Consider the following 17,612-nt stretch of genomic DNA (forward strand, 5'->3'; position numbering starts at 1 on the left):
GGAGCAGATGATGACTCACATCCTGATGCCGGCCACGTCGTCGAGCACGTTGATCGCCGCCGTGCCGTCGCTGCCCTCGCCGGTGGTCCTGGCCTACATCGCCGCCGCGATCCTGTTCATCCTGGCCGCGGCCGGCCTGTCCCGCCATGAGACGGCCGTGGCCGGCAACGTGGCAGGAGCCGTCGGCATGGCGGTGGCGGTGCTCGCCGCGATCGGCCTGGCCCTGAGCAACCACCCGGCGCGGGGCGTGCTGCCCACGCTGCTGCTCATCGCCATGGGGCTGGCCCTGGGCTCGGTCATCGGGCTGGTGGTGGCCAAGCGCGTGGCCATGACCGGGATGCCCCAGCTCATCGCCGTGCTCAACGGGCTGGTGGGACTGGCGGCCGTCCTGGTGGGCTACAACTCCTACGTCTCCCCCGACGCCCTGTCCGCCCCGCTGGGGGCCTTCCACCTGGGCGAGGTCTTCCTAGGAGTGTTCGTCGGCGGTGTGACCTTCACCGGGTCGGTCCTGGCGGCCCTCAAGCTGGCCGGCCGTGTGCCGGGCAGACCCCTGACGCTGCCGGGCCGCAACCTGCTCAACCTGGGGGCGCTCATCGGCTCCCTGGTTCTCATGGTCGGTTTCATGATGGCGCCGGCCGGCTCCGGCGCGGGCTGGGCCTTCCTGGCGGTGATGACGCTCATCGCGCTGGCGCTGGGTGCGCACCTGGTGCTGGCCATCGGTGGCGGCGACATGCCGGTGGTCGTCTCGATCATGAACTCCTACTCGGGGTGGGCCTCCGCCTTCACCGGTTTCATGGTGGACAACGACCTGCTCATCATCACCGGGGCGCTGGTGGGCTCCTCGGGGGCCTACCTGTCCTACCTCATGTGCCAGGCCATGAACCGATCCTTCGTCTCGGTGCTGCTGGGCGGCTACGGAACCGACTCCACCAGCGCCGCCACGGGTGGTTCGGGGCAGGAGGGCACGGTGCATGAGACCAGTGCCGGCGAGGTGGCTCACCTGCTGCAGTCCGCCCGGCGCGTGGTCATCACCCCCGGCTACGGGATGGCCGTCGCCCAGGCCCAGTACCCGGTGGCCACGCTGACCGAGATGCTGCGCTCGGAAGGCGTGGAGGTCACCTTCGGCATCCACCCGGTGGCGGGGCGCCTGCCCGGGCACATGAACGTGCTGCTGGCCGAGGCGAAGGTCCCCTACGACATCGTCCTGGAGATGGATGAGGTCAACGACTCCTTCGACGAGGTCGATGTCGTCCTCATCATCGGCGCCAACGACACCGTGAACCCGGCCGCCAAGGAGCCGGGCTCCCCGATCGCGGGCATGCCGGTGCTGCACGTGTGGGAGGCGAGCCGGGTCATCGTCTTCAAGCGCTCCATGGCGACCGGCTACGCCGGGGTCAACAACCCGCTCTTCTTCCGGGAGAACAGCTCGATGCTCTTCGGCGACGCCAAGGACACGGTCGAGGCCATCATCCGCGCCCTGGAGTAGGAGGGGCCGGGCTCAGTCGAGCCGGCCTCCCTCGAGGCGCTCGACGCCGTCGACGCCGTCGAGCCCGGAGAGGGCCTCAATGAGGTTGGCGGCGGGCCGCTGCCCGTGGAAGCGCATGACGGCGTTCATGGTGCGACCGTGCTCGCCGCGGGTCACCTCGGTCTCCTCCAAGGTGGCGGTGAAGCCCGATGCGGTGGCGACCTGGAGGATCTCGGGCATGATGGCGCTGCCGATCTCGTAGTCGATGCGCACGGTCACCTCGCCGCGGCGGCGCTGCAGGCGCGAGGTGAGGGGACCCAGGAACAGGACGACGATGTAGTCGAGCGCGACCGCCGTGGCCGCCAGGGGGATCATGCCCGCCCCGCAGGCCATGCCAATGGCGGCGCTGAGCCAGACGGTCGCGGCGGTGGTCAGGCCCCGGACGGTGTCGTTGTTGACGAAGATGACCCCGGCTCCCAGGAAGCCGATACCGGAGACGATCTGCGCGGCCACACGGCTGGGGTCCACCGCGACATCCGCGCCGGTGATCGGGGCGAAGCCGTAGGCGGACACAAGGGTGAACAGGCACGAACCCAGCCCCACCAGGACGTGCGTCTTGACGCCGGCGTCCTTGTGGCGCAGGTGGCGCTCAGCGCCCAGGGTCAGGCACAGGAGGAAGGTGGCGAGCATCGCGACGACCTGAACCCCCACGTGGTTCAGGCTGAACAGCGTGTTCACACCGACTCCCTTCCCTGCGATCACTGTGCCTGTCCCGCCGGCACCCCGCCGGCACTGCGCCGATTCTAAAGGAGCAGCTGGCGGGGCGCGTCCCCGGTGACATCTCCCCATCGCGGCGGCTCTCACGCACCGTTTAGCGTGAGCCCACCACCGGTCCCCCAGTTCCTGAGGCTTGTCAGACGTGTCGACCTCCCCCTGCACCACCCCCGAGGGGGCCGCTCGCGCCGGTCGGCTGCTGGAGCTCAGTGAGCGCCTGGCCGAGTCGGGCCGTCGGGGGGAGGCGCTGGATGCCGCACGGAAGGCCTGCGAGGTTCTCCGGGGCCTGGCCCGCCTCGCCCCGGACACCTACCTGGCCGACCTCGCTGAGGGGCTGTCCATCATGGCGGCCCGCCTGCGCGAGGCCCGCCGCATCCGTGAGGGGGTCGCGGTCTCGCGAGAAACGGCCCGGCTCCGACGGCGCCTGACCCGACACGACTACGACGCCCATGCCCCCGGCCTGGCTAGGGCTCTGTGCCGGCTCGCCATCGACCTGAGCGCTTCCGGAGACCTGCGTGACGCCCTGGCCAGCGCGCAGGAGTCCGTCGACCTCTACCGGAGCCTGAACCGGAGTGATCCCTCCGGCGACGAGACCGGTTTGGCGGAGGCGCTGACCACGCTCACCTGCTGTCTGAGCGAGTCCGGTCGGCCGAGCGGCACCTTCGTCACCGCCCAGCAGTCCCTCACTGTCCGACGGCGTCTGGCCCGGGTCGATCCGGATGCACAGGTCCGCCGGCTCGCGGCGGACCTGGTACGTCTGGCACCCAGGCTACGCACGGTGGGCTATGTCGATGAGGCCCTCGAGCAGGCCCGGGAGGCCGTGGCTCTCTTCCGCCGCCTCGATGAGGATGAGATCGGTTCCTGCACCGGTGATCTTGCCGGTGCCATGGAGGCCCTGGCCGCCTGTGGGGCCGCCGTCGGGCGCCGGGACGAGGCCCTGGAGGCGGCCGAGGAGGCCGCCGCGCTCTACCGAGGGCTGTCTCGCCGCACACCGGCGCTCTACTCGCCCAAGGTCGCTCACGCCCTGGGGACTCTGGCTCGACGCCTGAGCGACGCGGGTCGGCACCGTGACGCGCTCGCCGCGACTGAGGAGGCGGTCGGCGTCGCTCGCGCTCTGGCCCACAGCGCCCCCGAGACCCACCTGCCCGACCTGGCCGACGCCCTCACGGTCCGGGCCGCCTGCCTGCGTGACGCCGACAAGCTGGACCGAGCGCTGGCTGCGGCGCGGGAGGTGGTCAGCATCCGGCGCGCCCTGGTGCACAGCAGCTCCGGCGCTGACACCCCGGCTCTGGCCGAGTCCCTGTACGTGCTCGCCGTCGACCTGTACACGGCCGGGCAGCTGCAGGAGTCCTTCGCGGTGGCCTGGGAGGCCATTGACATCTACCGGCGGCTGGTCCGCGCCGACCCGGCCCCTCATACCGCCGATCTGGCTCGGGCGCTCAATATCCTCACCTTGAACCTCAGCCGGGCGGGGCGTGCGCATGAAGCGCTGGCCGCGGTGCAGGAGGCGGTGACGTTCTACCGGAGCCTGACGCAGATCGATCCGGTTGCCTACAGGCCGGACCTGGCCGCCTGCCTGCACAATCTGGCCACGTGCCTGGGGGATGTCGGGGACCGTTCCGCCGCCCTGGCTGCGATCCGGGAGACGGCGGTGATCCGCCGGGAGCTGGCCGAGCGCGACCCGGCGACTCATGCCCCGGCGCTGGCCCCGTGCCTGCACCGGCTCGCCAAGCGCCTGGCCGAGGCCGGTCACCGCAGCGAGGCCCTGGAGACTGCGCGGGAGGCGGTCGCCGCCTACCGGAGTCTGGCCCGCAGGCACCCGGAGGCCTTCAGCCAGGGGCTCGCCGACGCCCTGGGAACCTATGCGTCAGTCCTCGAGTGGGCGGGCAGGGAGGCCGACGCCGCCCGCATCCGCCAGGAGAGCGAGACCATGACGGAGCAAAGAGCCTTGGAGGCCTCCGTCGGAAGCCTCTGAAGGCCGCTGCCGGCCCGGCGGTGCTGGCGCGAGGAAGGGGCGTTCCAGAATCCGGTCAGTGACAACGCCGTCAGTCGCCATCTGCACAACACGCGGGGAGGGCCGGCCACCATTGGGTGACCGGCCCTCCCCGGAGTTCTCGCTCAGAGCGTCAGCTCTGACTCACTTCTCGACCTTCTGGGCGGCGGCGCCGCCGGCGGGGGCGAAGCCCGCGGCCTCGGCGTCCTCGGCGCTGGCGAACCAGACCTCGGCGACCGTGGCGTCATACCAGCGCGAGCCGGGAACGTGGTACTTCATGGAGTCCTCGTTGCCCTTGACCAGGTGATCGTCGTCGGGAGCGTCCGTGGCGCCCTCCTCGAGGCGAACCGCGCCGGCGTACTCGGCCTTGTCAGCCTTCTCCGCCTTGTCGGCCTTCTCCTCAGCCTTCTCGGTCGTGGCCTTCTCGGCCTTGTCCTCGTCGGCGACGGCCTTCTGGGCGGCCTTCTTGGCGGTGGCGACCGCGTCCTCCACGATCTCCTTGCGGGCAACCGGCTCCAGCACCAGGGAGATGACCGCCATGGGGGCGTTGTCACCCTTGCGGGGGGTCGTCTTGATGATGCGGGTGTATCCGCCCTCGCGGCCCTCGAACTTGGGGGCGAGCTCCTCGAAGAGGCGGTAGACGGCGTACTTGTCCGTCACCTTCTTCAGCACGGTGCGGCGGGCGTGCAGGTCGCCGCGCTTGCCCTTGGTAATGAGCTTCTCGACGTAGGGACGCAGGCGACGGGCGCGAGCCTCCGTGGTCTTGATCGACTCGTGGACGATGAGCTGCGTGGCCAGGTTGGCGAGCAGGTGACGCTCGTGCTGGGCGCTGCCGCCCAGACGGGGACCCTTAGTGGGGCGAGGCATGGTTGTCTCCTAGGTGAATAACGAGCCGGCTCAGGCCTGGGTCTCGTCGCTGAAAGTGGGGTTGGCGTAGTCGTCGTCCGAGACGTAGTCGACCGGGGAGCCCTTGAGGGAGAGTCCCAGCTCGGCCAGCTTGTCCTTGATCTCGGAGATGGACTTGGCGCCGAAGTTACGGATGTCGAGCAGGTCGGCCTCGCTGCGCGAGACGAGCTCACCGACGGTGTGGATGCCCTCGCGCTTGAGAGCGTTGGAGGAGCGGGCCTGCAGGTCGAGCTCGTCGATCATGAGGGCCAGGTCCTGCTGGAAGGCCTCGTCGATCGGCGAGGGGCCGACCTCGATGCCCTCGGCCTCGACGTTGAGCTCACGGGCCAGGCCGAAGAGCTCCACGAGCGTCTTACCGGCGGAGGCCAGGGCGTCACGCGGGGTGATGGAGGACTTGGTCTCAACGTCGACGATGAGACGGTCGAAGTCGGTGCGCTGCTCCACACGGGTGGCCTCGACGGAGTAAGAGACCTTCTTGACCGGCGAGTAGATCGAGTCCACCGGGATGCGGGAGATCTCCGCGTTGGGGTCCTTGTTCTGGTTGGCGGAGACGTAGCCGCGGCCGCGCTCGACCGTCAGCTCGATCTCCAGCTTGCCCTTCTCGTTGAGAGTGGCGATGACCAGCTCGGGGTTGTGGATCTCGACGCCGGCCGGCGGGGTGATGTCACCGGCGGTGACCTCGCTCGGACCGGACTTGCGCAGGTACATGACGACCGGCTCGTCATTCTCCGAGGACAGGACGATCTCCTTGATGTTGAGGATGATCTGGGCGACATCCTCCTTGACCCCGGGGATCGTGCGGAACTCGTGGGGCACCCCGTCGATGCGGACGCTGGTCACGGCCGCCCCCGGGATGGAGGACAGCAGCGTGCGGCGCAGGGAGTTGCCGAGCGTGTAGCCGAAGCCGGGCTCGAGGGGCTCGAGCACGAAGCGCGAGCGGCGGTCCTCGACCAAGACCTCCTCGGTGAGCGTGGGTCGCTGTGCAATGAGCACGTGGTTTCCTTTCGTCGCGGCGCCCGCTATATGACGCCGTTCCTCATGGGTGGAGCCGCCGGCCCGACCGGGCCGGCCCTACTCCGCGTCCCGCCGTTGGGGCGGAACGTGGTGAGACGACGACGCAGCACCGGCTGCGCCGTCGTCCCGTGAAGCTCAGACGCGACGGCGCTTGGGCGGGCGGCAGCCGTTGAAGGCCTGGGGGGTGACGTCGGTGATCGAGCCGACCTCGAGGCCGGCGGCCTGGAGGGAGCGGATCGCGGTCTCGCGGCCGGAGCCGGGACCCTTGACGAAGACGTCAACCTTCTTCATGCCGTGCTCCTGGGCGCGCCGGGCGGCGGCCTCGGCGGCGAGCTGGGCGGCGTAGGGCGTCGACTTGCGCGAGCCCTTGAAGCCGACCTGGCCGGAGGAGCACCAGGCGATGACGGCGCCCTGCGGGTCCGTCAGCGAGACGATGGTGTTGTTGAAGGTGGACTTGATGTAGGCGTGACCGTGGGTAACGTTCTTGCGGTCCTTGCGGCGCGTCTTGCGCGCGGCGGCGCGGGTCTTGGGAGGCATTCTTCCTTCTTCGTGATGAGGTCGTCACTGCGCTCTCCGCTGGGCGGGGCGCGAGCTGCTGCTTACTTGGCCTTCTTCTTACCGGCCACGGTGCGCTTGGGGCCCTTGCGGGTACGCGCGTTGGTCTTGGTGCGCTGACCGTGCACCGGCAGGTGGCGGCGGTGGCGCAGGCCCTGATAGCAGCCGATCTCGATCTTGCGGCGGATGTCCGCCTGGACCTCACGGCGCAGGTCACCCTCAACCTGGTAGTTGCCGTCGATGTGGGTGCGGAGCTTGACCAGCTCCTCCTCGGTGAGGTCCTTGACGCGGGTGTCGGGGTTGACGCCCGTCGCCTTCAGGGTCTCGTCCGCGCGGGTGCGTCCGATCCCGAAGATGTAGGTGAGTGCGATCTCGACTCGCTTCTCGCGAGGCAGGTCGACACCGGAAATGCGTGCCACGGTGTGGTTCTCCTGTGTGCTCCCGGAGGTCGTCACCCACCTCCCCCACCTCGCATGGTGGCCCCGGCCTCCGAGAACCGGGGGTTGCGGACCCGCGGTGCGGGTGCGCTGGGATGGGTGCTGGAAAGGGCCGTCCAGGTCTCTGGGCGGCCCGGCGCCGGGGACTCAGCCCTGACGCTGCTTGTGCCGCGGGTTCTCGCAGATGACCATGACGCGGCCGTGGCGACGAATCACCTTGCAGCTGTCACAGATCTTCTTGACGCTCGGCTTGACCTTCATGATGTTCCTCCGCCGGCTCTGGGAGCCGACATGTCACTTGTACCGGTAGACGATTCGGCCGCGGGACAGGTCGTAGGGGCTCAGCTCCACGACCACCCGGTCCTCGGGGAGGATGCGGATGTAGTGCTGCCGCATCTTTCCGGAGATGTGCGCGAGCACGACGTGCCCGTTGCTCAGCTCCACCCGGAACATCGCGTTCGGAAGGGCCTCGACGACCGATCCCTCGACCTCGATGACTCCGTCCTTCTTAGCCATGTTCCTCCATCGGTGCTTTCTCGCTCGAGTTCACCCCGACGACGTCGCCGCCGGGCAGCCGCGGTCGCCGTTGCAGAGGCCCTACCACAGGCAATCCCCTGTGACCAGGGTCTTGAATGCGACATGAGGGCATGCGTCATCGACGGACGCGCGTCCAGCGGATAACTTTACGGCAGACGGCCTGGGCTCCACCATGCCAGATGGCGCGATCACGCGGTGTTTCCTGACACACCGCAGGCACGTGTGTCGTCGAGGACGCGCCCACGCCCTTGACGGCGCACGCCCCGGTCACAGTCCGTGAGGCCTGAGGTGTGTCCTCGACCTCTGGGCGCCCTGAACCCGACGGGCCCTCGCAACCGCTCCCGGCTCAGCGTCTCAGCCCAGTGCCTTGGGCTCGATGCCGTACGGGGCCAGGCCCTCGGCTCCGCCGTCGGGCGCGGTGAGGACCCACACGCCGCCGGGGACGATGGCCACGGTGTGCTCCCACTGGGCGGCGTGGGAGCCGTCCTGGGTGACGACTGTCCAGCCGTCGTCGAGCTCGCGTGTGGCCGGGCTGCCAGCGGTGAGCATGGGCTCGATGGCCAGCACCATGCCGGGGCGCAGGCGGGGACCGCGCCGCTTGACGGAGTAGTTGAGGACGTCGGGGGCCATGTGCATGCTCGTGCCGATGCCGTGGCCTACGTACTCCTGGAGGATGCCCAGTTCGTGGCCCTCCCGCGCGGCCACGTCCGCGACAACGGCCTCGACGGCGTCGCCGATCGCGTTGAGGCGCAGCTCGCGTCCGCTCCCCTCCCCCGCTGCGGCGCGGGCGACGGCGGCGATGGCCTCCCACAGGGCCCGCCGGGTGGTGGTGTCCACGAGCCGGTCGGTCTCACTCAGGTACGTCCCGCCGACGACGGCGGTGAAGGCGGCGTCGCCGTGCCACTGGGTGCCGTTGTCGTCGATGATGTAGGCGCCGCAGTCGAAGGTGACCAGGTCCCCGTCCTTCAGGACCCGCTCGCCGGGGATGCCGTGGACGACCTCATCGTTGACCGAGATGCACACGGTGGCCGGGTAGTCGTAGTAGCCCAGGAAGTTCGAGCGGGCACCGGCGGCCTCGATGACGCCGGCCGAGACGGCGTCGAGCTCGGCGGTGGTGATCCCAGCGCGCACCGCCTTGCGCAGGGCCGCGTGGATGTCGGCGACGACGAGCCCGGCCCGGCGCATGAGACGGACCTGCTCAGGCGTCTTGATCTGGATCTGTTCGCGTGAGAGCACGGGTGCCTCCTGTGGTCGTGTGGAGCGGGGTGGGCCTGGGCGTTCCGACGAGCGCCCCGTCAGGTACGGGGACGGGCCGGAGCATGCGCAGGCGGGTCGTCCGCGTGAGCAGACGACCCGCCGGTGTGGTTGGGCTTCAGGAGCCTGTGATGCCGCGGGAGGCGAGGGCTTCCATGATGCGGCCGGTGACGACGTCGATCTCGCCCATGCCGTCGACCTGGACGAGCAGGTCGCGCTCGGCGTAGAGGTCGGCCAGCGGGGCCGTGGACTCGGCGTAGACCTCGAGGCGGCGGCGGATGACGGGCTCGGTGTCGTCAGCGCGCCCCTGCTCGCCGGCCCGCTTGAGCAGGCGGGCGATGACGGCCTCGGCGTCGGCGGTGATCTCGACAACGACGTCGAGTGCCAGGCCCGAGTCCTTCAGCATGGAGTCGAGCTCGCCGACCTGCGCGGTGGTGCGCGGGTAGCCGTCCAGGAGGAATCCGGCCTCGCAGTCGGCCTGGGCGATGCGGTCGGCGACCATGGCGTTGGTGATGGAGTCGGGCACGTACTCGCCCTTGTCCATGTAGGCCTTGGCCTGGGTGCCGAGCTCGGTGGCGCCGGCGACGTTGGCTCGGAAGATGTCTCCGGTGGAGATGGCCGGGATGCCCAGGCGCTCGGCGATCCGGGCGGCCTGGGTGCCCTTGCCCGCTCCAGGGGGACCGAGAAGAACCATGCGTGCGCTCATGACAAGAACCCTTCGTAGTGACGCTGCTGCAGCTGGGAGTTGACTTCCTTGACGGTCTGGAGGCCCACGCCCACCATGATGAGGATAGTGGTTCCACCGAAGGGCAGGTGCTGAGCCAGGTCCAGCCAGATGACCGCGAGCGTCGGGATGAGGGCGAGGACCACCAGGTAGATGGAGCCCGCCGTCGTGATGCGGTTGATGACGTAGGACAGGTAGCGCACGGTGGGCTCGCCGGCGCGGATGCCGGGGATGAAGCCGCCGTAGCGCTTCATGTTGTCCGCGATCTCCTCGGCGTCGAAGGTGATGGCCGTGTAGAAGAAGGCGAAGAACAGGATGAGGACGCCGTAGGCGGTCAGGTAGATCGGGTGCGTCTGGTGCAGGTGCGTCATGATCCACTGCACCCACTTGCTCGTTTGATTGCCGAAGCCGGCGACGAGCTGGGGCATGGCCAGGATCGATGAGGCGAAGATGACCGGGATGACGCCGGCGGTGTTGATCTTGACCGGGATGTAGGTGGTGGATCCGCCGTACTGGCGGCGCCCGATCATCCGCTTGGCGTACTGCACGGGGATGCGCCGCTGGGCCTGCTCGATGTAGACGACCGCCAGGGTGGCCAGGAGGACGACGGCCACGATGATGGCGAAGTTGGCCGCCCCGTTGTTGCCTCCGGCGATGGAGAACATGTTGGAGGGGAACTGGGCCACGATGGAGGTGAAGATGAGCAGCGACATGCCGTTGCCGATGCCGCGCTCGGTGATGAGCTCGCCCAGCCACATGATGAGGCCGGTGCCGGCGGTCATGGTGATGATGATGAGCAGCAGGTTGATGACTGAGCCGTCGGGCAGGACCGGCTTGTTGCAGGTCGGGAAGAGCGCGCCGCTCCTGGCGGTGGCCACGATGGTGCTGGACTGGAGCAGGCCCAGGCCGATGGTGAGGTAGCGGGTGTACTCGGTGAGCTTGGCAGTGCCCGCCTGCCCCTCCTTGTGGAGCTCCTCGAAGCGGGGGATGACGACCTTCAGGAGCTGGATGATGATGGAGGCGGTGATGTAGGGCATGATGCCCAGCGCGAAGACGCTCAGCTGAAGCAGCGCACCACCGGAGAAGACGTTGACAAGGCTGAGAAGATTCTGATCCTCAGCAGCAGCGATGCATTGCTTGGCGTTGGCCAGGTTGACGCCTGGGGCCGGCAGGATCGACCCGAGCCGGAACAGGGCCATGATGCCGAGGGTGAAGAGCAGCTTCGCCCTGAGGTCTGGCGTTCTGAACGCCTGGGTGAACGCGCTGAGCACTCGAACTCCTGTGGACTCGGGGGTGGGTTCGGCCTTGCGGGCAGCAAGGCGGAGCGCAGGGGAACTGCGCCCGGCCCAGACTACCCCGCCCAGCTCGCCACCTGGGCGCCGAGACGGGGTTGCAACGTCGATGAGGTGCGGGTTTTCTCACGTCTCGTCCCGGTGAGGTAGTGCGGGGTGATCCAAGGCACCTCACCGTCGGTGCGCAGTGGTCGTTTCGGTGTTCGACGTCGGGGCACGACAGACCCCGGCGGCCCAGGTTTCCCTGGACCGCCGGGGTCTGTGTTCTCGCGATTCGTCAGGGCCGCCCCGTCAGGGAGTCACTCCCCTGCCGGACACGGCCTGACCGGCGTTCAGCGCGTGGCGATGGTGCCGCCGGCGGCCTCGATCTTCTCCTTGGCGGAGCCGGACCAGGCGTCGACCGTGAGCGTCAGGGCCACGGTGACGTCGCCGCCGCCGAGAACCTTGACGAGCTGGTTCTTGCGAACCGCACCCTTGGCGACGAGGTCCTCCACGGTCACCGTGCCGCCCTCGGGGAACAGCTCGGCGATGCGGCCGACGTTCACGGGCTGGAACTCGACCCGGTTGGGGTTGCGGAAGCCGCGCAGCTTGGGCAGACGCATGTGCAGCGGCATCTGGCCACCCTCGAAACCAGGACGGACCTGGTAACGAGCCTTGGTGCCCTTGGTACCGCGACCGGCGGTCTTACCCTTGGACGCCTCACCACGACCCACGCGGGTCTTGGCCTTCTTGGCGCCGGGGGCGGGACGCAGGTGGTGCAGCTTGACGACGCGCACCTTCTCCTCCTGCGTGTTCTCGGTGTCAGCCATCTCAGACCTCCTCAACGGTGACCAGGTGGTGCACCGTGGCAATCAGGCCGCGCACGCTGGGGCTGTCCTCACGCACGACGGACTGGCGGATCTTGCGCAGACCCAGGGTCTTGAGGGACTCGCGCTGGCGGTGGGTACCCCCGATGCCAGAGCGGACCTGAGTGACCTTGAGCTGCTTGGTCATCTGCTTCGATGCGGACTCAGCCATCACGCACCCACTCCTTCAGCGGCCTTCTCGGCCTCCTGCTTCTCGGCCTGAGCGCGCTTGTCGGCCTCACCCTCGGCGCGGGCCCGCAGCATGGACTGCGGGGCGACGTCCTCCAGGGGCAGGCCACGGCGGGCCGCGACGGCCTCGGGCTGCTCAAGCTGCTTGAGGGCGTCCACCGTGGCGTGCACGATGTTGATCGCGTTGGAGGAGCCCAGCGACTTGGACAGGATGTCGTGGACGCCGGCGCAGTCCAGCACGGCGCGCACCGGGCCACCGGCGATAACACCGGTACCGGGGGACGCCGGGCGCAGGAGAACGACTCCGGCGGAGTCCTCACCCTGGACCAGGTGCGGGATGGTGCGGCGGATCATCGGGACGTGGAAGAAGTTCTTCTTCGCGATCTCGACGGCCTTGGCGATGGCGGCGGGAACTTCCTTCGCCTTGCCGTAGCCCACGCCGACGGTGCCCTCGCCGTCACCGACGACCACGAGAGCCGTGAAGGTGAAGCGGCGGCCGCCCTTGACGACCTTGGACACGCGGTTGATGGTGACGACGCGCTCGATGTACTTGTCGTCGTTGCCGCGACCACGGTCGCGGCGGTCGTTGTTGCGGTCGCGGCGGCCGCGGCCCTCGCCCCGGCGCTCGTCGTTCTCGCGCTGGGCCGAGCCGTCGGACGACGCGGACCTGTCTCGCTGCGGTGCAGCCATCAGATGTTCCTCTGCTTTCTCGTCGTCTTAGTGCTCACAGCTTCAGGCCGCCCTCGCGGGCGCCCTCGGCGACGGCCGCGACACGGCCGTGGTACTTGTTGCCGCCGCGGTCGAACACGACTGCCTCGATGCCCAGCGCCTTGGCACGCTCGGCGATGAGCTCGCCGACCTTGTGGGCGGCGCCCACCTTGTGGCCCTCGACGCCCTTGGCGGCCTCCTCCAGGGTGGAGGCGGCGCACAGGGTGTGACCGATGGTGTCGTCCACGACCTGAGCCACCATGTGGCGGTTGGAGCGGGTGACCACCAGGCGGGGACGCTCGGGCGTGCCGGAAATGTGCTTGCGCACGCGCTGGTGACGGATCTTGCGGGCGATGGCGCGGGGGTTGCCCTTGCCCCTCTTGATCGAGTAAGCCATGGTCACTTACCAGCCTTTCCGACCTTGCGGCGCACGTTCTCGCCGGCGTAGCGCACGCCCTTGCCCTTGTAGGGCTCCGGCGGACGGATCTTGCGGATGTTCGCCGCGACCTCGCCGACCTGCTCCTTGGAGATACCGGAGACGGTGATCTTCAGGTTGCCGTCGACCGTGAAGGTGATGCCCTCGGGGGGCTCGACGGTCACGGTGTGGGAGAAGCCGAGGGAGAGCTCGATGCCCTGACCCTTGGCGGCGACGCGGTAACCGGTGCCGACGATCTCGAGCTGCTTACTGTAGCCCTCGGTGACGCCGATCACCATGTTGTTGATGAGGGTGCGCGACAGTCCGTGCAGCGAGCGCGAGCGGCGCTCGTCGTCGGGGCGCGTGACCAGGATGGAGCCGTCCTCCTGGCGGGTGACGCTCAGGGGCTCGCTGATCGTGCGGGACAGGGTGCCCTTGGGGCCCTTGACCGTCACGTCCTGGCCGTCGATAGTGACGTCCACTCCGGCAGGGACCGGAACGGGGAGCCGTCCAATACGAGACATGGTTTTCCTCCGTTCCTTCTCTTACCAGACGTAGGCGAGGACTTCGCCGCCCACGCCACGCGACTCGGCCTGCTTGTCGGTCAGGAGGCCGGAGGAGGTGGACAGGATCGCCACTCCCAGGCCGCCGAGGACCTTGGGCAGGTTGGTGGACTTGGCGTAGACGCGCAGGCCGGGCTTGGAGATCCGGCGCAGGCCCTGGATGGCCCGCTGACGGTTGGCTCCGTACTTGAGGCTCAGCGTGAGCGTCTTGCCGACCTCGGCGTCCGTGACCTCGTAGCCGGCGATGTAGCCCTCGGACTTGAGCATCTCAGCGATGTTCACCTTGAGCTTGCTCGACGGCATCGACACGGTGTCGTGGTAGGCGCTGTTTGCGTTGCGCAGACGGGTCAGCATGTCTGCGATGGGGTCTGTCATTGTCATGAGTGGGCCTTGGCCCTTCCTCGTCGTGGTTTCCTCAGCGGACCTGCGACGTAAGTTCTTACCAGCTGGACTTGCTCACGCCCGGGAGCTCGCCGCGAAGGGCCATCTCACGCAGGCAGATACGGCACAGGCCGAACTTGCGGTAGACCGAGTGCGGGCGGCCGCAGCGCTGGCAGCGCGTGTAGGCACGGACACCGAACTTGGGCTTGCGGTTCGCCTTCTCAATCAGTGCGGTCTTCGCCATCTCACTTCTCCTTGAAGGGGAAGCCGAGCTGCTTGAGCAGCGAACGGGCCTCCTCGTCGGTCTTGGCCGTGGTCACCACGGTGATGTCCATGCCGCGGACGCGGTCGATCTGGTCCTGGTCGATCTCGTGGAAGACAGCCTGCTCGGTCAGACCGAAGGTGTAGTTGCCGTTCCCGTCGAACTGCTTGGGGCTCAGACCGCGGAAGTCGCGGATACGGGGCAGGGAGATCGAGACCAGACGGTCCAGGAACTCCCACATGCGGTCGCCGCGCAGCGTGGAGTGCGCGCCGATCGGCATGCCCTCGCGCAGCTTGAACTGCGCGATGGACTTGCGGGCCCGGGTGACCTGAGGCTTCTGGCCGGTGATGGCAGCGAGGTCGCGCACGGCGCCCTCGATCATCTTGGAGTCGTGGGCGGCCTCGCCCACACCCATGTTGACGACGACCTTGACGACGCGCCCGACCTCCATCACGTTGCCGTGCTGGAACTCCTTGAGCAGGGCGGGGCGCACCTCCTCGGTGTACTTCGTCTTGAGACGGGGGGTGGTCTTCTCAGCCATGGTCACAGGTCCTCCCCGCTCTTCTTGGCGTAACGCACGCGAACGGTGCGCTTGCGGCCATCGGGACGCACGCCCTCCTCGACACGGAAGCCCACGCGGGTGCGCTTCTTGGTCTTGGGGTCGACGAGCATGACGTTGGAGGCGTGGATGGGTGCCTCAACGGTCTCGATGCCGCCGGTGCGGGCGCCCTGCTGGGACTGCCCCACCTTGGTGTGCTTGGTTACGCGCTGGACGCCCTCGACGATGACACGGTCAGTGCCCTTGAGGACCTCCAGAACGCGACCGGTCTTGCCCTTGTCCTTACCGGCGATGACGATGACCTGGTCGCCCTTCTTAATGCGTGCCATGTTCAGATCACCTCCGGGGCGAGCGAGACGATGCGCATGAACTTCTTCTCGCGAAGCTCACGGCCGACGGGGCCGAAGATGCGCGTACCGCGCGGCTCCCCATCGTTCTTGAGGATGACGGCGGCGTTCTCGTCGAAGCGGATGTATGAGCCGTCGGGACGACGACGCTCCTTGCGGGCACGCACGACGACGGCCTTGACGACCTCGCCCTTCTTCACGTTGCCGCCGGGAATGGCGTCCTTGACGGTGGCGACGATCGTGTCGCCGATACCCGCATAGCGCCGACCCGATCCACCGAGAACACGGATGCAAAGGATCTCCTTGGCACCGGTGTTGTCGGCGACCTTCAGTCGCGACTCCTGCTGGATCATTGAGTGTTCTCCTGTCGTCGAGCCGGTTCTCAGGAAGCTCCTGAGCCTGGCCGAACGTTCTTCTGGTCTTGCACACGTCTCCCCCGGCCGCAGGCCGCACGAGGCCGACCCAGGGATAGGGGATGCCCGCGATACGCTCTCCCGACAGACACAGGCGCAGACTGCACGAGGTCTCTGCCGGGCGCACCGAGGGCGCGCGCAACTCCATTAGCCTAGTCCAGCCGCCGTATCACGCGGAACCTGAGATGACCACCAGGGCCTGTGCCTTTGCTCACCGGCTTTTCCCGGACTTCCTGCTCCGACGTCCCGAGGCACGCCGCCGGCCCCTGTTCGACGACGTACCTGCCGGCCGAGGACTGCGTTGTCCTCCAGACGACTGGGGGCGCGACCGTCGTCCTTTAGAGGTCAAGGACGTCCCCGTCGGAAAGCGCAGTCCCCGATCCGCCTGACTGTCATCCGTGGTCCGCAGCCGGCGCTGGCCAGGAGCGACCTGCACCAGACTCGGTTCCCGCGGTAAGCGCACGACGACACCGCCACCTGGGACGCCCGATCGGGCAGCCTCCTAGCCTGACGGGCCGCCCGCTCTGAGCCCGGTCCGCTATTCCACGAAGATCGGGATCTACTGCCCAGGGGTTGTGCCTACTGCACGAAGTCCCCACCCACCCGGAGTACACCCGCCCCTCTCCCAGTAGCGATAGCGCCCATGCCTCGCGCAGTACCACCTGGTCCGACATCGACGGCACGCGGCAAGGAAGATCACCCCCAAACCACTAGGTTCCAACATCCACTGCATTAATCGACATACGCGAGGACGGCATTGACAGCCGACTCACCAAACACACTTGGACGCGCCACTGCCTGGGGGACCTCTCTGCATGACTAACGTTCACAAGGCGCAGTTATAGACCTGGAACTCCGCGGTACAGGAACAACCACCTCATTAAGGCCCTCAAATAGATGTCAGAGCCGCATCATACCGTGGTCACAATCAGATCGACCACCATCAAAGGGGTAACCGATGCAAAAATATCATCCAACATTCAATGACATCGCTCTCGCATCACCAACACACAGACTGTTCACCCCACTAACATTCTTCAGGATCACAATAGCTACTGCACCGTTTCTGGTGGCCGTCACTGCACGGTACTGGACTAGCTCTGCCTCCCCTTGGCTGTCATGGCTTGTCACAGCAGTCTCCGTACCGCTAGCTGCGCTGGCGATCAAGGTCTGGCTCGCACCGGCTGAGGTTGAACGCAGACGGGTTGTGGATCTCTTACCCAACGATCTTGTGGTCCCTCCAAACGAGGGAGGGTTTCTCACATCAGCCACCCCAGTTCTCAGCAGGAACACCATCCTTGACGCTTCCCCTCAGGTAGAAGTAGTCCTAGCAGGACGTAGCCACCCACTGATCTACAGTTGCGAAGGAAAAGTGGACACGATTCAGCCTATCGGTCTCAAGTTACGCTCATACTCCTCAGAAGAGGCCGGACTGGTCAACCAGGTGCTTGCAGCTGCCGCACAGTTGGACGACAGCTGGTTTCATATCGCTACAGATGACGAACAGCGAGTAGCACGGCGACTCGGCCTTGTCGAGAAGAAGCCTCTACGAGCGGGCGAAAGATGGTCCAAAGCGGCAAGATCATACGCCAATGCGGTCAGAGCTGAGCACACCGAATCGCAACAGGACGCTCTCACTCAAACCGCTTCAGTCATCGTAGTAGTCAACGGCGATCTTATGCTGCAAAACGACGGACAGAACGAACAGCTTGCCGTTCTCATTGATCAACTTGAGGAAAAGGTCAGTCAGTTGGCGGACCGTGCAATCGTCGAACAGATCCGTACAGCTGTTGACCAGAAGGACAAGCATGGCGCTGCCAGAGGCATACGGGAACTCGGGCAAGACACCCTCGTGAATGCTCTCGGAGGCGCAGCCGGCAACGCACTGTGGGCCGCAGCCGTAGGTTTGACACAAGGTCTTCTGTGAGCAGTCTTCGCAGTCACGCGAAGAGCCGTGGTCCAACGACGCCGACGCCGCA

The 17,612-nt window shown here is 67.5% G+C and carries 23 protein-coding genes; 3 read left to right on the forward strand and 20 right to left on the reverse strand.

What is annotated here, in order from left to right; genetic code table 11:
* Positions 1 to 7: 7 nt before the first annotated feature.
* Complete coding sequence (locus BKH28_RS02495; RefSeq protein ID WP_075417350.1) at positions 8 to 1,486, forward strand: NAD(P)(+) transhydrogenase (Re/Si-specific) subunit beta; 1,479 nt, start codon at positions 8 to 10, stop codon at positions 1,484 to 1,486.
* A 12-nt stretch (positions 1,487 to 1,498) separates the two neighbouring features.
* On the opposite strand, the gene BKH28_RS02500 is transcribed toward BKH28_RS02495, so the two are convergent.
* On the reverse strand, positions 1,499 to 2,227 hold the full coding sequence (locus BKH28_RS02500) for an MgtC/SapB family protein (RefSeq protein ID WP_075417351.1): 729 nt from the start codon (positions 2,225 to 2,227) through the stop codon (positions 1,499 to 1,501).
* 157 nt (positions 2,228 to 2,384) lie between these two features.
* On the opposite strand from BKH28_RS02500, the gene BKH28_RS02505 reads away from it, so the two are divergent.
* Positions 2,385 to 4,214, forward strand: coding sequence for a tetratricopeptide repeat protein (locus tag BKH28_RS02505; RefSeq protein ID WP_143224044.1), 1,830 nt, complete (start codon positions 2,385 to 2,387; stop codon positions 4,212 to 4,214).
* Positions 4,215 to 4,376: 162 nt separating this feature from the next.
* On the opposite strand, the gene rplQ is transcribed toward BKH28_RS02505, so the two are convergent.
* From rplQ to rplN, 19 genes are all read right to left on the reverse strand, one after another.
* Positions 4,377 to 5,099 carry a 50S ribosomal protein L17 gene (rplQ, locus tag BKH28_RS02510; protein WP_075417353.1) on the reverse strand — a complete coding sequence of 241 codons (723 nt, stop codon included), beginning with the start codon at positions 5,097 to 5,099 and terminating at the stop codon, positions 4,377 to 4,379.
* Positions 5,100 to 5,129: 30 nt separating this feature from the next.
* Complete coding sequence (locus BKH28_RS02515) at positions 5,130 to 6,131, reverse strand: DNA-directed RNA polymerase subunit alpha (protein WP_075417354.1); 1,002 nt, start codon at positions 6,129 to 6,131, stop codon at positions 5,130 to 5,132.
* 156 nt (positions 6,132 to 6,287) lie between these two features.
* Positions 6,288 to 6,689 carry a 30S ribosomal protein S11 gene (gene rpsK / locus BKH28_RS02520; RefSeq protein WP_003781888.1) on the reverse strand — a complete coding sequence of 134 codons (402 nt, stop codon included), beginning with the start codon at positions 6,687 to 6,689 and terminating at the stop codon, positions 6,288 to 6,290.
* A gap of 62 nt (positions 6,690 to 6,751) precedes the next feature.
* Positions 6,752 to 7,126 carry a 30S ribosomal protein S13 gene (rpsM, locus tag BKH28_RS02525; RefSeq protein WP_010614542.1) on the reverse strand — a complete coding sequence of 125 codons (375 nt, stop codon included), beginning with the start codon at positions 7,124 to 7,126 and terminating at the stop codon, positions 6,752 to 6,754.
* 165 nt (positions 7,127 to 7,291) lie between these two features.
* The gene (gene rpmJ, locus BKH28_RS02530) at positions 7,292 to 7,405 is read right to left on the reverse strand and encodes a 50S ribosomal protein L36 (RefSeq protein WP_003781903.1); all 114 of its coding nucleotides are present in this window, start codon (positions 7,403 to 7,405) and stop codon (positions 7,292 to 7,294) included.
* A gap of 33 nt (positions 7,406 to 7,438) precedes the next feature.
* Positions 7,439 to 7,660 carry a translation initiation factor IF-1 gene (infA, locus tag BKH28_RS02535; protein WP_003781847.1) on the reverse strand — a complete coding sequence of 74 codons (222 nt, stop codon included), beginning with the start codon at positions 7,658 to 7,660 and terminating at the stop codon, positions 7,439 to 7,441.
* Positions 7,661 to 8,035: 375 nt separating this feature from the next.
* The gene (gene map, locus BKH28_RS02540) at positions 8,036 to 8,917 is read right to left on the reverse strand and encodes a type I methionyl aminopeptidase (RefSeq protein ID WP_075417355.1); all 882 of its coding nucleotides are present in this window, start codon (positions 8,915 to 8,917) and stop codon (positions 8,036 to 8,038) included.
* A 136-nt stretch (positions 8,918 to 9,053) separates the two neighbouring features.
* Entirely contained in the window at positions 9,054 to 9,641 is a 588-nt protein-coding gene (locus BKH28_RS02545; RefSeq protein WP_178388811.1) for an adenylate kinase, read from the reverse strand.
* Entirely contained in the window at positions 9,638 to 10,930 is a 1,293-nt protein-coding gene (gene secY / locus BKH28_RS02550; protein WP_075417357.1) for a preprotein translocase subunit SecY, read from the reverse strand. The genes BKH28_RS02545 and secY overlap by 4 nt, the downstream gene beginning before the upstream one ends.
* A 353-nt stretch (positions 10,931 to 11,283) precedes the next feature.
* On the reverse strand, positions 11,284 to 11,760 hold the full coding sequence (rplO, locus tag BKH28_RS02555) for a 50S ribosomal protein L15 (RefSeq protein ID WP_003789315.1): 477 nt from the start codon (positions 11,758 to 11,760) through the stop codon (positions 11,284 to 11,286).
* Position 11,761: 1 nt separating this feature from the next.
* Entirely contained in the window at positions 11,762 to 11,968 is a 207-nt protein-coding gene (rpmD, locus tag BKH28_RS02560) for a 50S ribosomal protein L30 (protein WP_009396392.1), read from the reverse strand.
* Entirely contained in the window at positions 11,968 to 12,675 is a 708-nt protein-coding gene (gene rpsE, locus BKH28_RS02565) for a 30S ribosomal protein S5 (RefSeq protein ID WP_003781868.1), read from the reverse strand. The genes rpmD and rpsE overlap by 1 nt, the downstream gene beginning before the upstream one ends.
* A gap of 34 nt (positions 12,676 to 12,709) precedes the next feature.
* On the reverse strand, positions 12,710 to 13,090 hold the full coding sequence (rplR, locus tag BKH28_RS02570) for a 50S ribosomal protein L18 (protein ID WP_003789309.1): 381 nt from the start codon (positions 13,088 to 13,090) through the stop codon (positions 12,710 to 12,712).
* A gap of 2 nt (positions 13,091 to 13,092) precedes the next feature.
* Positions 13,093 to 13,632 carry a 50S ribosomal protein L6 gene (rplF, locus tag BKH28_RS02575; protein ID WP_003781878.1) on the reverse strand — a complete coding sequence of 180 codons (540 nt, stop codon included), beginning with the start codon at positions 13,630 to 13,632 and terminating at the stop codon, positions 13,093 to 13,095.
* Positions 13,633 to 13,653: 21 nt separating this feature from the next.
* Positions 13,654 to 14,052: a 30S ribosomal protein S8 gene (gene rpsH / locus BKH28_RS02580; RefSeq protein ID WP_003781870.1), complete on the reverse strand. Its 399-nt coding sequence runs from the start codon at positions 14,050 to 14,052 to the stop codon at positions 13,654 to 13,656.
* A gap of 58 nt (positions 14,053 to 14,110) precedes the next feature.
* Positions 14,111 to 14,296: a type Z 30S ribosomal protein S14 gene (locus BKH28_RS02585; RefSeq protein ID WP_003781856.1), complete on the reverse strand. Its 186-nt coding sequence runs from the start codon at positions 14,294 to 14,296 to the stop codon at positions 14,111 to 14,113.
* 1 nt (position 14,297) lies between these two features.
* On the reverse strand, positions 14,298 to 14,855 hold the full coding sequence (rplE, locus tag BKH28_RS02590) for a 50S ribosomal protein L5 (RefSeq protein ID WP_009396382.1): 558 nt from the start codon (positions 14,853 to 14,855) through the stop codon (positions 14,298 to 14,300).
* A 2-nt stretch (positions 14,856 to 14,857) separates the two neighbouring features.
* Positions 14,858 to 15,202, reverse strand: a complete 345-nt coding sequence (gene rplX, locus BKH28_RS02595; RefSeq protein ID WP_003781892.1) for a 50S ribosomal protein L24 — start codon at positions 15,200 to 15,202, stop codon at positions 14,858 to 14,860.
* 2 nt (positions 15,203 to 15,204) lie between these two features.
* Positions 15,205 to 15,573, reverse strand: a complete 369-nt coding sequence (rplN, locus tag BKH28_RS02600; RefSeq protein ID WP_003781898.1) for a 50S ribosomal protein L14 — start codon at positions 15,571 to 15,573, stop codon at positions 15,205 to 15,207.
* Positions 15,574 to 17,005: 1,432 nt separating this feature from the next.
* On the opposite strand from rplN, the gene BKH28_RS13245 reads away from it, so the two are divergent.
* Positions 17,006 to 17,560: a hypothetical protein gene (locus tag BKH28_RS13245; RefSeq protein WP_143224045.1), complete on the forward strand. Its 555-nt coding sequence runs from the start codon at positions 17,006 to 17,008 to the stop codon at positions 17,558 to 17,560.
* The last annotated feature ends 52 nt before the right edge of the window (positions 17,561 to 17,612 follow it).

The organism is Actinomyces oris, assembly GCF_001937665.1.
Lineage (GTDB): Bacteria > Actinomycetota > Actinomycetes > Actinomycetales > Actinomycetaceae > Actinomyces > Actinomyces stomatis.